The organism is Hyphomicrobium sp. CS1BSMeth3 (assembly GCF_900117415.1).
Classification (GTDB): Bacteria; Pseudomonadota; Alphaproteobacteria; order Rhizobiales; family Hyphomicrobiaceae.
In genome coordinates this window covers 915799-928561 of sequence record NZ_FPEI01000006.1, presented here as the reverse complement: position 1 = coordinate 928561, position 12763 = coordinate 915799, and the positions used below count along the sequence as shown (strand labels likewise).

The 12763-nt window shown below is 65.5% G+C and carries 13 protein-coding genes; 7 read left to right on the top strand and 6 right to left on the bottom strand.

Features of this window, described 5'->3' with window-relative positions; translation table 11 throughout:
• Window positions 1-14: 14 nt before the first annotated feature.
• Window positions 15-242, bottom strand: coding sequence for a hypothetical protein (locus CS1BSM3_RS19445; protein WP_072389690.1), 228 nt, complete (start codon window positions 240-242; stop codon window positions 15-17).
• Between the two features lie 241 nt (window positions 243-483).
• Between CS1BSM3_RS19445 and CS1BSM3_RS19440 the strand changes: the two genes are divergently transcribed.
• The gene (locus tag CS1BSM3_RS19440; protein ID WP_072389687.1) at window positions 484-861 is read left to right on the top strand and encodes a hypothetical protein; all 378 of its coding nucleotides are present in this window, start codon (window positions 484-486) and stop codon (window positions 859-861) included.
• Window positions 862-1090: 229 nt separating this feature from the next.
• On the top strand, window positions 1091-1552 hold the full coding sequence (locus tag CS1BSM3_RS28110) for a hypothetical protein (protein ID WP_143149288.1): 462 nt from the start codon (window positions 1091-1093) through the stop codon (window positions 1550-1552).
• A 12-nt stretch (window positions 1553-1564) separates the two neighbouring features.
• Here CS1BSM3_RS28110 and sdhC read toward each other — a convergent pair whose 3' ends face one another.
• From sdhC to CS1BSM3_RS19420, 4 genes are read right to left on the bottom strand one after another with little or no spacing between them, the layout of a single operon-like run.
• The gene (gene sdhC, locus CS1BSM3_RS19435) at window positions 1565-1921 is read right to left on the bottom strand and encodes a succinate dehydrogenase, cytochrome b556 subunit (protein ID WP_072389685.1); all 357 of its coding nucleotides are present in this window, start codon (window positions 1919-1921) and stop codon (window positions 1565-1567) included.
• Window positions 1918-2250 carry a succinate dehydrogenase/fumarate reductase transmembrane subunit gene (locus tag CS1BSM3_RS19430; protein ID WP_072389683.1) on the bottom strand — a complete coding sequence of 111 codons (333 nt, stop codon included), beginning with the start codon at window positions 2248-2250 and terminating at the stop codon, window positions 1918-1920. Before CS1BSM3_RS19430 ends, sdhC begins: the two co-directional genes overlap by 4 nt.
• Window positions 2247-2978, bottom strand: a complete 732-nt coding sequence (locus CS1BSM3_RS19425) for a succinate dehydrogenase/fumarate reductase iron-sulfur subunit (protein WP_072389681.1) — start codon at window positions 2976-2978, stop codon at window positions 2247-2249. The genes CS1BSM3_RS19430 and CS1BSM3_RS19425 overlap by 4 nt, the downstream gene beginning before the upstream one ends.
• Window positions 2975-4084: a sulfite oxidase gene (locus CS1BSM3_RS19420; protein WP_072389679.1), complete on the bottom strand. Its 1110-nt coding sequence runs from the start codon at window positions 4082-4084 to the stop codon at window positions 2975-2977. Before CS1BSM3_RS19420 ends, CS1BSM3_RS19425 begins: the two co-directional genes overlap by 4 nt.
• Window positions 4085-4339: 255 nt before the next feature.
• On the opposite strand from CS1BSM3_RS19420, the gene rpmE reads away from it, so the two are divergent.
• The 5 genes from rpmE to CS1BSM3_RS19395 all read left to right on the top strand — a co-directional run bounded on the left by rpmE (window position 4340) and on the right by CS1BSM3_RS19395 (window position 11798).
• Complete coding sequence (gene rpmE, locus CS1BSM3_RS19415) at window positions 4340-4564, top strand: 50S ribosomal protein L31 (RefSeq protein ID WP_072389677.1); 225 nt, start codon at window positions 4340-4342, stop codon at window positions 4562-4564.
• A gap of 306 nt (window positions 4565-4870) precedes the next feature.
• On the top strand, window positions 4871-6766 hold the full coding sequence (locus tag CS1BSM3_RS19410; RefSeq protein WP_072389674.1) for an FAD-dependent oxidoreductase: 1896 nt from the start codon (window positions 4871-4873) through the stop codon (window positions 6764-6766).
• A gap of 93 nt (window positions 6767-6859) precedes the next feature.
• Window positions 6860-8683, top strand: coding sequence for a 2-oxoacid:acceptor oxidoreductase subunit alpha (locus tag CS1BSM3_RS19405; protein WP_072389671.1), 1824 nt, complete (start codon window positions 6860-6862; stop codon window positions 8681-8683).
• 173 nt (window positions 8684-8856) lie between these two features.
• A complete protein-coding gene (locus CS1BSM3_RS19400; RefSeq protein ID WP_072389668.1) occupies window positions 8857-9915 on the top strand; it encodes a 2-oxoacid:ferredoxin oxidoreductase subunit beta in 1059 nt (352 codons plus the stop codon).
• A gap of 236 nt (window positions 9916-10151) precedes the next feature.
• Window positions 10152-11798 carry an ArnT family glycosyltransferase gene (locus CS1BSM3_RS19395; RefSeq protein WP_244540567.1) on the top strand — a complete coding sequence of 549 codons (1647 nt, stop codon included), beginning with the start codon at window positions 10152-10154 and terminating at the stop codon, window positions 11796-11798.
• 24 nt (window positions 11799-11822) lie between these two features.
• Here CS1BSM3_RS19395 and CS1BSM3_RS19390 read toward each other — a convergent pair whose 3' ends face one another.
• Window positions 11823-12680 (bottom strand): tetratricopeptide repeat protein, encoded by an 858-nt coding sequence (locus tag CS1BSM3_RS19390; protein ID WP_143149287.1) that lies wholly within the window; start codon window positions 12678-12680, stop codon window positions 11823-11825.
• Window positions 12681-12763 lie beyond the last annotated feature (83 nt).

The following is a 12763-nucleotide window of genomic DNA, read 5'->3' as shown; positions in this document are numbered from 1 at the left end:
GATATTGGCGCCGCTCAGACACTCTGACTGTTGAGCCTGCCGCTTCCGAGGCGCATGGCCAGCGCATCCCGGTGCCGCTCCAGGCACGCGAGGGACAGTTCCATCTGCTGCAACACCCGCAGGCGAAGCGCTGCGCTCGTGCCGTTCAGCGACTCCGCGGCCATCTCGGCCCGGAACAGCTCAATGCGCCGACGGTTGTCGTTGATCAGGCGATTTGAATGTTCGAGCGAATTCAGAGACATGGTCTTTTCCTAGTCACTTGCACCATGCGAGCAACGCGCGTCGCGGATCGGCGTTCCCGGTCCGCGACACTCCCGCGACATTCTGTGCAAGGCTCGTGCCGCAGCGGCAGGCCCGTTGTTCCCGTCGGCGGCTCGGACCAAGGGGGGTTGCAGCCACTCCGTGGTCTACGGATAGTCCCGGTGAGACTTTCAGCCCTCGTCGCGCGTTGAGTGCACGGGCTGCACCTCAGGAGGTTGACCAATGCGTATCTGCGTCAGCGCGCTTTCCTTCATGGTCCTTGCCGCTCTGGCGATGCACGGAGGGCCGGCCATGGCCGCACCACTCTCGGCCCGCGCTCTCGCGAGCGCCGAGCCCGGCATCGTGCAGACGGTCGGGCATCGCACGTACCATCGCGCTCACCGGCACCACGGCAAGCGCGGTTACCGGCATCGCAAGTGCCGCAAGGGATGGCTTCCACCCCTGAAGGAGCATCGTCATCTTCCCGGCAAGTGGAGCCACCGCCACTGCAAGGGCAAGGACTGGTATCGCTGCCACTATTACTTCTACGGCTACAAGCAGTGGTCGATGTGGAATCCCGGCAAGTCGCGGGCCTATTTCCGTCGCCACTACCACCACTGATCGTGCTCACTTAAAGCACCGTGATCAGTAAAGCCGTCGCGCGAATGTGATCCCGCAGGATTGCAACGACTGCGTGCGCGATCTCGCAACCATCGCGTGCCGCGAGCCAGGGTTCGCAGCCGCATTTCTCGATGACACAACGGGTGCAGCACCTCTAGGGCGGGGCGTAGCCTCTGTGCAATTCGGCCGCCTGGACATTCTGCCGGCGGCAGCACCAGAGGAGATGACAATGCACACACGCTACGTTGCTGTTTCTCTGATGGGACTATCCGTGTTGGTGATCCCGCACGGTCCTGCTCAAGCTGCGCCCATCACACCACCTCCAACCGTCGCCGGCGCGACAAGCATGGCTGAGCCCGTCGGCGGCGACTGCGGAAATTGGGGCCGCCGCGGACGAGTCGCCGGGTGGTACGGTGGACCGAGAGTAGCAGGTTGGTACGGCGACCGATGGTACGGCGGGCCGCGGGTCGCTGGGTGGTGGGGTTGGGGTGACGGATGGGGTTGGCGTGGCGGACGGCGCGTCGCCGCCTGGGGCTGGGATGGCGGGCGGCGGTGGTCCCGCTGGGACGGTGGCCCGCGCGTCGCGGGCTGGTCGCGCGGTGGCGGCCGGGTCTTCGACGGTGGTCGAGGCTTCGGCGGTGGTGGCCGGGCCATGGGTGGTGGTGGCCGCGGCGGTGGCGGACGCCGCTGATTTGATGCGTAGCTAGAGCAGCGCGACCAGGAACACGCCGGCGATACCGACAGCGGCCACTGCGGCAAGAGTCGCCATGCGCTTCTGTCCATCACGCCAGGGCATGTTCTCGATCACGAGCACGCGGATGCCACCGAGCAGGTGGATTGCGAGCAGGAGCACGAGCCCGATCTCGGCGAACTTCACCAGTGGTGACTTCGTCCACTGCAGGAAGCCGTCGAGCTCGGCCTCGCCGCGAATAGCAAGCCCAAGCACGAGAAAGTGCAAGGGCAGGAACGCCGCGAGCAGCACGCCCGAGACGCGGTGCACCATGGCGGCGAGCCAGAGGCGGTCGCCGCGATAACCGGTTGTGTGCGGACGCGCGCTCATAGGGCCACCACTGCAATAACCGCACGCAGGCCCAGCACGAGCAGGACCACGCCGAAGATCCACATCAGACGGTCGAGCGCGGTCTCGCGCCAGCCGAGCCACTCGCGAGCGACGCCGCGCACGCCGATCGCGCCATGGATCGAGGCCGCGACGACGAACAGGCTGTAGTAGAGCCCCCAGGCGATGCTGCCGCGCGTGCGGCCGAGGATCTCGGCAGCGCTGAGCCCGCGATTGGTCGCGTAGATGATGACGATGAGATGCACGGCAATGAGCGGCACCATCAGGACAGCCGTCAGCCGCTGCCATGTGTAGAGGCGGACGGCGCTCACGAAATCTCTCCGCGGATGTAGGCCTGCATGGTGCGGCGCTTGAGGCCGGCAATCGAGGCTGTCGGATTGAGCCCCTTGGGGCAAAGCTGCTCGCAGGACTGATGCGAATGGCAGTTGTGGCAGCCGCCGTTGCTGGCCGCAGCCGCAAGACGCTTCAGGTTGCCCGCATCGCGCACGTCATTGACGAGCGACCATGATCGATTGAGCGCGGCGGGACCGAAATACTCCGGGCTCCAGCGCACGGTATCGCAGGCGGCGTAGCAAACACCGCAATTGATGCATTCGATGGCGGCGTCCGCGGCCTGGCGCTCGGCGCTCTCCGGGCTGATGGTCTCCAGCGGCTCGTGGCGCGTGCGTGAAGGAACGAACGTGCCTTCTGCCTTCTGCCACTTGTCGAAGAACGGGCTCATGTCCGCGGCGAGATCGCGGATCACCGGCAGATTGGCGAGCGGCCCGATCTCGAGGCGCCCGTCCTCGACGACCTTCGAGACGTGCGTGCGGCACGTCCAGCGCGGGCGCCCGTTGACGGTCATCGCGCACGAGCCACACACGCCGACGCGGCACGCAAAGCGGTAGGCGAGGGTCGGATCGGCATTGCGCTGGATCCAGGTGACGACATCGAGCACCGTCTGGCTGTCTCGCCGCGGCACCGAGAAGGACTGGTATTCGCCCTCCTCGCCGCCGCGCCAGACGCGGACATCGATCATTGTTTCTGCCGCGCTGCTCATGCCCGCACCGTCACCCCGATCTTGTGCACCATGTTGTTGCCGAAGCCGCTGCGATCCCAGCGCTCCTCGAGCGGTTGCGTATCGCCGTTCTCGTCCGTCGCCCGGCAGGCAATCTCGTACTCGCCCTCGCGCGCATCCCAAACGGCCTGCCAGCTCCGCCAGGCATAGCGGCCGTCGACCGGACCGAGCTCGGCATCCTGCCATTTGCCGTCGACGCCGAACTCGACGCGCGCCACCGGCACGCCATTGCCGCTCCAGGCGCGCCCCATGACCGTCACCGGCCCCGGAGCGACGAGGCGATGGCGCGTATACCAGTCCGGGATGCCCGGCGGCACCATCAGCGACTTCACGCGGATATGCGTGACCGGCACACCGGGATCGTCCGCGGTTTCTTTGTAAACATAACTGCCGACCTGCTGGTGGCCCTGGTAAGGGCTGTCCATCACCTCGATGCGGTCGAGCCACTTCACACTTGCCATGCCGTACCAGCCCGGCACGATCATGCGCAGCGGAAAGCCGTGCTGCGGCAGCAGCGGCGCGCCATTCATGGCCCACACGAGCAACACGTCATCGTTGAGCGCGAGCTGCGGCGGGAGCGAGCGGCCGTACTCGTGGAAGATCTTGTCGAAGCCGCGGTCGATGCCGAGGAAGGCAATGTCCATGGCATCAGGCAGCAGCCCGGCGCGCTCGAGCACGTGGCGGAGCGGCGTTCCCGTCCACTCCGAGGTGCCGACGGCTTCATACATCCAGGGCATGCTCTGGCGGCGCAGCCCGATGTTTGCCCGGCCGTTGCCGGCGCATTCGAGCGTCACGCGGAGCGTCTTCGCAGGCAGGGCCTGGATCTCGGCCATGGAGAGCTTCAACGGCGTGCGCACGCGGCCGGTCACGCTCAGCGTCCAGTCGGCGGCCGAGGCCACATAGGGCACGTCGAAGTGGTTAAGCAGGTAGTGGAGACCGGTCGGCGTTACGTCGTGGCGCAGCGCCTCGAGCAGGATACCGGAATTGCGGTTCGCAAGTCGCACCTCCTCGCGGAGGTAGTCGCCTTCAATATTGGGGCGGCCTTTCTCGGCATCGAAAGGTGAAACCCGGCGCTCGCGGTCGGTCATTTTGGGATCCTTTACCGGCGGACCGTAGCAAAAAGTCTCAGCCGGTCAATTGCTCGGACCGCATAGCGGACCGAAAAGTCCGCAGAGCGGTCCTCGCCTGCGGCAGTCCGGCCGGCCCGGGACCAGCCGGGTGCCCTTGTGCCGGCGCCCCGCTTTCTGTATAGAGCGCACCAGCTTTTCACCCCGACCACCGCCAAGGCCCGGCGCCACTAGCGCCGCAATCGCGTTGGTCGCGCTCCCGCCCGGAGAGACGAGATGAAGAATACCGAGGACTTCCACCCCGACTATCACATGATCACCGTGGCGCTTCCCAATGGTACCACGTACCAGACGTATTCGACGTACGGTAAGGAAGGCGACACGCTGCAGCTCGACATCGATCCGTCGACGCACCCGGCGTGGACTGGCGGCAACCAGCAGCTCATGGACCGCGGCGGCCGCGTCTCGCGCTTCAAGAAGAAGTTCGAAGGCCTCTTCTGATCATTTGTGCGCCGCAGCACGGTCGCATCGAGAAATTCGGCACTGCAACGGCCTCACCTGACCACGGTGGGGCCGTTCTGCTTTGCCCGCCATTCATTCCACTCAGCAATGCGTGAAGCCTTGTGGCCAAGGTTCATGGCACCAGCTATAGAGAGTCTAAGTTGCAGGCCCCGCTTCGAAAGGGGCCGCATCAAGGGGCTGGGGCAATAATCCTTGTGGCGGGGCTGGAGGGCGCACTTGCAGCCCGCGGCACCGTTCGGCAAGGATGGCTCCCCGGCACAGGAACGAGCCAGGGATAAAGGCGAGATGCAGGCGAGTGAAATCGCGGCCAGAGCACGCAAGCGAGGTCGTACTCCCCCAACGGACATCACCGATCCGCAATACTTTCACAAGGTCGTCGATTGCCAGTGGGCCTGCCCCACGCATACCCCCGTCCCCGAATACATCCGCCTGATTGCCCAAGGCCGCTACACAGCGGCCTATATGTTGAATTGGGAGTCGAATGTCTTCCCGGGCATTCTCGGCCGCGTCTGTGACCGCCCCTGCGAGCCCGCCTGCCGGCGCGGCCGCATTCAGGTCGGCGATGAAGGCAATGCCAAGGATCCATCGAAGAAGAATGCCGAGCCGGTCGCGATCTGCCGCCTGAAGCGCGTCGCTGCCGACTACAAGGGCGAGATCGACTCCCTGCTTCCCCCGATCCCCGCGCAGAAGAACGGCAAGCGCGTCGCGCTCATCGGCGCCGGCCCTGCTTCTCTCGCTGTCGCGCGCGACCTCATGCCGCTCGGCTACGACATCACGCTCTACGAGCGCGATCCGGTGCCCGGCGGGCTCATGCGCACGAACATCCCCTCGTTCCGCTTGCCGGCGAGCGTCCTCGACGAGGAAGTGGGCCGCATTCTCGACTTCGGCGTGAAGGCCAACTTCGGCGCCGAGATCAAGAGCATGAAGAAGCTGCTCGGCGAAGGCTATGACGCCGTTTTCGTCGGCACGGGCGCGCCCAAGGGCAAGGATCTCGAGCTCACGGGTCGCAAGGAAGCTGCCGCCAATATCCACATCGGCATCGACTGGCTGACGTCGGTCGCCTTCGGACATGTCGAGAAGATCGGCCGCCGTGTCGTCGTCATCGGCGGTGGCAACACGGCCATGGACTGCTGCCGCACAGCGCTCCGCCTCGGCGCCGAAGCCGTGACGGTCACCGTGCGCTCACCCCGCAAGGTCATGAAGGCCTCGGACTGGGAGATCAAGGACGCGCTGCACGAGGGCATCCCCATCCTCGACAACCATGCGCCGAAGGCCTTCGTCGTGAAGGACGGCAAGCTTGCCGGCGTGACCTTCGAGAAGATGGTCGAGAAGGGCGTCGATGCGAAGGGCCGTCCCAAGCTCGAGCCCTCGGGCGAGCTCGTCACCATCGACTGCGACGACGTGCTGATGGCCATCGGCCAGGAGAACGCCTTCCCCTGGATCGAGCGCGACATCGGCATGACCTTCAACGAGTGGGGCCAGCCCCTCGTCGACCGCAAGACGTTCATGAGCTCCGTTCCCGGCGTCTTCTTCGGCGGCGATGCTGCCTGGGGCCCGGAGAACATCATCTGGGCCGTCTCGCACGGCCATCAGGCTGCGATCTCGATCGACGCCTACTGCCACGGCCGCAGCCTCGTCGACCGGCCGAAGCCCGGCCACACGCTCGTCAGCCAGAAGATGGGCATCCACGAGTGGTCGTACTCCAACAACTACGACCCGCAGAAGCGCCAGGCGGTCCCGCACGCGGCGCTCGAAGTTTCGCTGAGAAACCTCAAGCTCGAAGTGGAGCTCGGCTTCGACGACAAGATCGCCGCGCGTGAGGTCGAGCGCTGCCTCAACTGCGATGTGCAGACCGTCTTCACGGACAATCTCTGCATCGAGTGCGATGCCTGCATGGACATCTGTCCGGTCGACTGCATCAACTTCACGGAGAACGACGACGAGGCGGATCTGCGCAAGGAGCTGCGCGTCCCCGCGCTCAACAAGTCCCAGGACATCTACGTCTCGGGTCCGCTCAAGACCGGGCGCATCATGGCCAAGGACGAGGACGTCTGTCTGCACTGCGGGCTCTGTGCGGAGCGCTGTCCGACCGGCGCCTGGGACATGCAGAAGTACGCGTATGCGGAAGCGCAGGCCTCTTCGGCCTGCCTCGCCCATCACAATGCTTATCTCAGTGCTTGATCTGCCAACCCAACGGGAGGAAAGGGCCGGCCCGCATCTGACGAAGGATAATCGCGGCGGGCGCCCTGCTGGAATGAGGACAACGACGACACCATGAGCGGGATCAACGATTTCGTCATCAAGTTCGCCACCGTCAATGGATCGGGCTCCGCGTCCGCCAACACGATGGTGGCGAAGACGCTGTTCCGAATGGGCATCCCGGTCAGCCCGAAGAACATCTTCCCCTCGAACATCCAGGGCCTGCCGACCTGGTACGAGGTGCGCGTCTCCGAAGCGGGATATCTCGCGCGGCGCGACGGCATCGACCTCATGGTCGCCATGAACCCGCAGACGTACGCCGAGGACCTCGCCGAGGTCGTGCCCGGCGGCTGGCTGCTCTACGACAGCTCCATGCCGCGTATCTGGCCGCGCGACGACATCACGCTGCTGCCGATCCCGATCGCGCATATCTGCGCCAAGCAGTGGACGGATGCCCGCCAGCGCCAGCTCTTCAAGAACATGGTCTACGTGGGCGCGCTCGTCGAGCTGCTGTCCATGGACATGGAGGCCCTCAAGGGCGTGATCTCGGATCAGCTCAAGGGCAAAGAAAAGCTCATGACGGCCAACCTGCAGGCCGTGCAGCTCGGCCGCGACTACGCGCGCGAGCATTTCTCCTGCCCGCTCTCGATCCACGCCCGCCCGGCCGAGGGTGCCAAAGGCAAGATCATGGTCACGGGCAACGACGCCGGCGGTCTCGCTGCCGTGTACGGCGGCGCCACGGTCTGCGCCTGGTATCCGATCACGCCATCGACCTCGCTTGCCGAAGCCTATGAGAAGTACGCGCGGCGCCTGCGCGTGACCAAGGAAGGCAAGCGCCTCTATGGCATCGTGCAGGCCGAGGACGAGCTTGCCGCGATCGGCGTCGCCATCGGCGGGGGCTGGAACGGCGCACGCTCCTTCACGGCGACCTCGGGCCCCGGCATCTCGCTCATGAGCGAGTTCCTCGGCCTCGCCTACTTCGCCGAAGTGCCGGTCGTGCTCTTCAACATCCAGCGCGGCGGGCCGTCGACGGGCATGCCGACGCGCACGGGCCAGCCGGACATCATCTCCTGCGCCTATGCGAGCCACGGCGACACGAAACACGTGTTGCTGTTCCCCTCGAACCCCACCGAGGTGTTCTCGATGGGTGCGGAAGCCTTCGATCTCGCCGAGCTTCTGCAGACGCCGATCATGGTCATGTCCGATCTCGACATCGGCATGAACGACTGGATGACCGATCCCTTCACCTGGGACGACTCGCGCGAGCAGAGCCGCGGCAAGGTGCTCTCGGCCGAGCAGCTCGAGGCCTTCAAGACCGTCAAGGGCAAGCCCTGGGGCCGCTACCTCGATGTGGACGGCGATGCGATTCCTTATCGCACGCTGCCGGGCACACATCCCTCCATGGGCTCGTTCTTCACGCGCGGCACGAGCCACGACGAGTACGCCCGCTACACCGAGGACGGCCGCATCCACGCGCGCGTCATCGACCGCATCCGGCGCAAGTTCGACACGGCGGCGACGGTCGTGCCGAAACCCGAGATCGAGACCCGCGACAAGAATTCAAAGGTCGGCATCATCTACTTCGGCGCGACGCGACCTGCGGTGATCGAAGGCCTCGATGAGCTGGAGCGCACCGGCGTGCGCCTCAATGCCATGCGCCTCAAGGCTTTCCCCTTCAACGAGGATGTGAAGGCCTTCTGCGCAGCGCACGACCAGATCTTCGTGCTCGAGCAGAACCGCGATGCGCAGATGCGCTCGCTGCTGATCACCGAAGCCGACATTCCCGCCACCAAGCTCATTCCGGCGCTGAGCTACGACGGAATGCCGACCACGGCCGCCTTCGTGCGCAAGACCGTGCTCGCGCATCTCCAACCCGAAAAAGCTGCGGCCGCCGAGTAGCAGGACCCTAGTGTGATGATCGAGAAATTCGCCATGTCACGGTGCTGGGTCGGGAGCGAATTTCTCGATCATCACACTAGCAAGATTATGATTCTAGTGTCCCTTTTGATTCCGAAGTTCGCTCGGGACACCAGCATCGAGATCTGGCGAACTTCGGAATCGGGACACTAGCCATGAGCTACATCGCCAAACCCTCCGCCCATCATCCGGCTCTCCCGCGCAATGCGCTGGGCCTCACGCGGCGCGACTACGAAGGCTCCATGTCGACGCTCTGCGCCGGCTGCGGGCACGACTCGATCACCGCCGCCATCATTGAAGCCTGCTACGAGATGGATCTGCCGGCGCACCGGATCGCGAAGATCTCCGGCATCGGCTGCTCGTCGAAGGCGCCGACGTACTTCCTCTCGCGCAGCCACGGCTTCAACTCGGTGCACGGGCGCATGCCGTCCGTCACGACCGGCGCCAACATGGCCAATCGCGATCTCGTCTACATCGGCGTGTCCGGTGACGGCGACACGGCCTCCATCGGCCTCGGCCAGTTCTGTCATGCCGTCCGGCGCAAGCTGAACATGACCTACATCGTCATGAACAACGGCTGCTATGGCCTGACGAAGGGCCAGTTCTCGGCGACGAACGACAAGAACTCACCCTCCAAGAAGGGCGAGGCCAATCCCTTCGACGCCATCGACCTCTGCCAGATGGCCATCCAGCTCGGCGCCGGCTTCGTCGCGCGCTCGTTCTCGGGTGACAAGCGCCAGCTCCTGCCGCTCATCCAGGCCGCGATCAGCTACAAGGGCTTTGCCTTCATCGACGTGATCAGCCCGTGCGTGACCTTCAACAATCACCCGGCCTCGACCAAGAGCTACGAGTACGTCCGCCAGCACAATATGGCCTCCGAGAACAAGCTCGATTACGTCGAGCCGAAGGAGGAGATCACGACGGAATACGACGAGGGCACGTCGACCTCGGTCGAGCTGCACGACGGCTCGCACCTCATGCTCTACAAGGTCGGCGAAGGCCATGATCCGCGTGATGCCGATATGGCCATCCACACGATCCGCACGAACGCGTCAAAAGGCACGATCGTCACGGGCCTCCTCTACGTGAATGAGGAGCAGCAGGACCTGCACGACGTGCTCGGCACGGACGAGCGGCCGCTCAATGGCCTGCCGATGAGCGAGCTCTGCCCCGGGTCCAAGGCGCTCGAAGGCATCAACGCGCGGCTCCGCTGAGCGCGGCGGGAGGTTCGCCCCTCCCCACGGATGATCCGCCGAAAGATCTTACCCCGGCCCGATGCGCAAATCGGGCCGGTTTGCTTTTGACGACCTCACGCCCACGGCAGCGTCAGGCCTGAGACGCCGAGCCGCACGCCTGAATTGTTCATTTGGCGTACATGATGGGCGCTCAAGATTAGCGCCTACCCATCCAGACACCCCTCCGTCCCGCCGCCAGAAACATCCACATCAACATGCTGACCGCGCGCTCGCCGTTGCCGGCTGTAACACCCGTGCGCTTCACCGAGGCCCTGTACGACCGCATGGCTCTTGCCGTGCTGCTCGTCGTGGGCGTCTTCGCGGCGTTCACCTTCCGCCAGTACGGCCTTGGCTGGGACGACTACACGCACTCTGAATACGGCGACCTGCTGCTGGCGTTCTACGGCTCCGGCTTCACCGACCGACGCGCACTGAGCTTTGTCAACCTCTACATGTACGGAGGTGGTTTCGACCTGCTGAGCGCACTCGTCGCCAAGTTTCTTCCGTTCGGCATCTTCGAAACCCGGCGGCTCATGGGCGCCGTTGTCGGGATCATCGGTCTCGCCGTCGTGTGGCGCCTCGCGCGGCGCCTCGGCGGACCGCTCGCCGGGCTGCTCGCGCTCGTCCTGCTCGCGACGACGCCCATGTACTACGGCCATATGTTCATGAATGCGAAGGACGGTCCCTTCGCCGTGGCCATGTGCGTGCTGCTCTTTGCCCTGGTGCGCGCGCTCGAGGAATACCCATCGCCATCGCGCGGCGCCGTGATCCTTCTCGGATGCGCCCTCGGCCTCGCGATCGGCACGCGCATTCTCGGCGGCATCGCAGTCCTGTTCGTCATCGCGCCGCTCGCGCTGCTCGTCGGGGCCGACATCCGCAAGGTGGGCGTGCACAAGGCGGCCCGGAACTTCGGCTGGTTCGTCCTGGTGATGTCGGCGGGCTTGCCGCTCGGCTATGCGATCATGGGGCTGCTCTGGCCGTGGTCGGTTCTCGAGCCTCTCAATCCAGTTCGCGCCATCGCCTATTTCTCGCACTTCTTCGAGAAGCCCTGGCGCGAGATGTACGACGGCGTGCCGGTGCTGGTGCCGGACATGCCGTCGAGCTACGTGCCGCGCCTGCTCGCACTCAAACTGCCGGAGACCGTCCTCGTTCTCGCCGTCGCCGGCCTCGCCGGCATCCTCTTCGCGGCCACGCGACGGACTTTGCCGGTCAATCGGCGCGCCAGCCTGCTGCTCGTGCTCGGCGCGGCAGTCATTCCAGTTGCCTATGCGATGATCTCGCGGCCCGCGCTCTACAATGGATTGCGCCACTTCCTCTTCATCGTGCCGCCGATCGCCGTGGTTGCCGGCGTGACCGGCGCTTCCTTGCTCGAATGGCTGCACGCACGAGGCAGGGCCGTCCTGGTCGGTGGTATTGCCGTGCTCGGGCTCGGCATCGTGGCGGCAGCCGCGGACATGGTGCGGCTCCATCCCTATCAGTATGCCTATTTCAACACCCTGGCGGGAGGCGTGCGCGGCGCCGACCGCGGGTACATGCTCGACTACTGGGGCCTCGCCTTCAAGCAGGCGACCGAGCAGCTTCGCGAGAATATCGAGGCGCGGCAGGCCATGCCCCCAGCCGGCCGCACGTATTGGATCGTCGCCGTGTGCGGACCGCAGCGCGTCGCGCAGGTCGAGCTCGGCCCGAAGTTCCAGACGACCAGCAATCCGCGCGGCGCCGACTTTGCCCTCGTGCTGCGCGAGTTCTATTGCCGCGAGATCAACGCGCCTATCGCCGCCGAGGTTACCCGCGATGGCGTGCCGTTCGCCACCGTCTACGATGTGCGCGGGCGCACAGTGACTTCCCTGCAGTCCTCGCCCTGATCGGGAGCGAGGCCCGCCCGCGCCCTAGTCGACGCGCGCTGTCTTGAGCGTCGCAGGGGCGGCGGCATCCTTCTTCAGGTCCTTCGCCGGCGCCGGCGGCGCAGTGCTTTGCTTTGGCTGTGGCGGAGTCTCTGCCGGTCTGCTCGCCGCCTTGCCGTCACGCTCGCTGATCTTGCTGACGAGCGCGAGGTTCTGCGCGACGCGCACGTCGCCCACCTTCTCCTGTCCTGCCGACGCACGCCGCAGCATCTGCTCGGCCTCGCCACGCCGGCCTTCGAGCATCATCGAGAGCGCGAGATTGTTCAGCACCACCGGGTTGTCCGGCATCTGCTTCAAGGCTTCCGCGAACTGGCGCTGCGCCCCCTTCTGATCGCCGCCTGCCGCGAGCGCCGTACCAAGCGCAGAATGCGTCTGCCAATCGCGGCTGCCGTTCGCGATAGCCTTCCTCAGGTGATCGCGGGCGCGCGGCACGGCACCGAGCTCGAGCGCCAGAAGACCGCGATCGCGCAAGAGGCGCGCATCATTCGGCACGACAGCCGCCGAAGCATCCAGAAGCGCCAGCGCACCGGCCCTGTCGCCTTGCCGGCGCAGGATGCCGGCGGCCGCCAGTGTGGCCTCGACATCGCGAGGATTGGCACGCGCCGCAGCCAGCGTCGCGGCCTCGCCGAGGCGCGCACGAGCGGCCTTTGCTTCTCCTGGCGCCACGTCTCGGGCGGGCGCCTCGGATTTTGGCGTTATGTTGAGCGCGGGCGAAGGTGTGCCGAGGCTCTGCAGCACATCGCTAGCGCCACATCCGGCCAGCACCAGAACAGTCGCAACACAACTGCCCATACCAATCACGCGACGCGACGCGACACGCCTTCCGACACGACCCAAAACCATGTCCTCTCTCCCCCGACGCTGCGCCACCCGGTTCTGCCGACCCGGGCGCTGCACACGACCCCACGCGTTGGGCCTAGCGTTAG

Excerpts from the sequence above, each read along its gene's own strand:
- CS1BSM3_RS19445 (WP_072389690.1), bottom strand. The coding sequence starts at position 242 with ATGTCTCTGAATTCGCTCGAACATTCAAATCGCCTGATCAACGACAAC.
- CS1BSM3_RS19440 (WP_072389687.1), top strand. The coding sequence starts at position 484 with ATGCGTATCTGCGTCAGCGCGCTTTCCTTCATGGTCCTTGCCGCTCTG.
- CS1BSM3_RS28110 (WP_143149288.1), top strand. The coding sequence starts at position 1,091 with ATGCACACACGCTACGTTGCTGTTTCTCTGATGGGACTATCCGTGTTG.
- sdhC (WP_072389685.1), bottom strand. The coding sequence starts at position 1,921 with ATGAGCGCGCGTCCGCACACAACCGGTTATCGCGGCGACCGCCTCTGG.
- CS1BSM3_RS19425 (WP_072389681.1), bottom strand. The coding sequence starts at position 2,978 with ATGAGCAGCGCGGCAGAAACAATGATCGATGTCCGCGTCTGGCGCGGC.
- CS1BSM3_RS19420 (WP_072389679.1), bottom strand. The coding sequence starts at position 4,084 with ATGACCGACCGCGAGCGCCGGGTTTCACCTTTCGATGCCGAGAAAGGC.
- rpmE (WP_072389677.1), top strand. The coding sequence starts at position 4,340 with ATGAAGAATACCGAGGACTTCCACCCCGACTATCACATGATCACCGTG.
- CS1BSM3_RS19410 (WP_072389674.1), top strand. The coding sequence starts at position 4,871 with ATGCAGGCGAGTGAAATCGCGGCCAGAGCACGCAAGCGAGGTCGTACT.
- CS1BSM3_RS19405 (WP_072389671.1), top strand. The coding sequence starts at position 6,860 with ATGAGCGGGATCAACGATTTCGTCATCAAGTTCGCCACCGTCAATGGA.
- CS1BSM3_RS19400 (WP_072389668.1), top strand. The coding sequence starts at position 8,857 with ATGAGCTACATCGCCAAACCCTCCGCCCATCATCCGGCTCTCCCGCGC.
- CS1BSM3_RS19395 (WP_244540567.1), top strand. The coding sequence starts at position 10,152 with ATGCTGACCGCGCGCTCGCCGTTGCCGGCTGTAACACCCGTGCGCTTC.
- CS1BSM3_RS19390 (WP_143149287.1), bottom strand. The coding sequence starts at position 12,680 with ATGGTTTTGGGTCGTGTCGGAAGGCGTGTCGCGTCGCGTCGCGTGATT.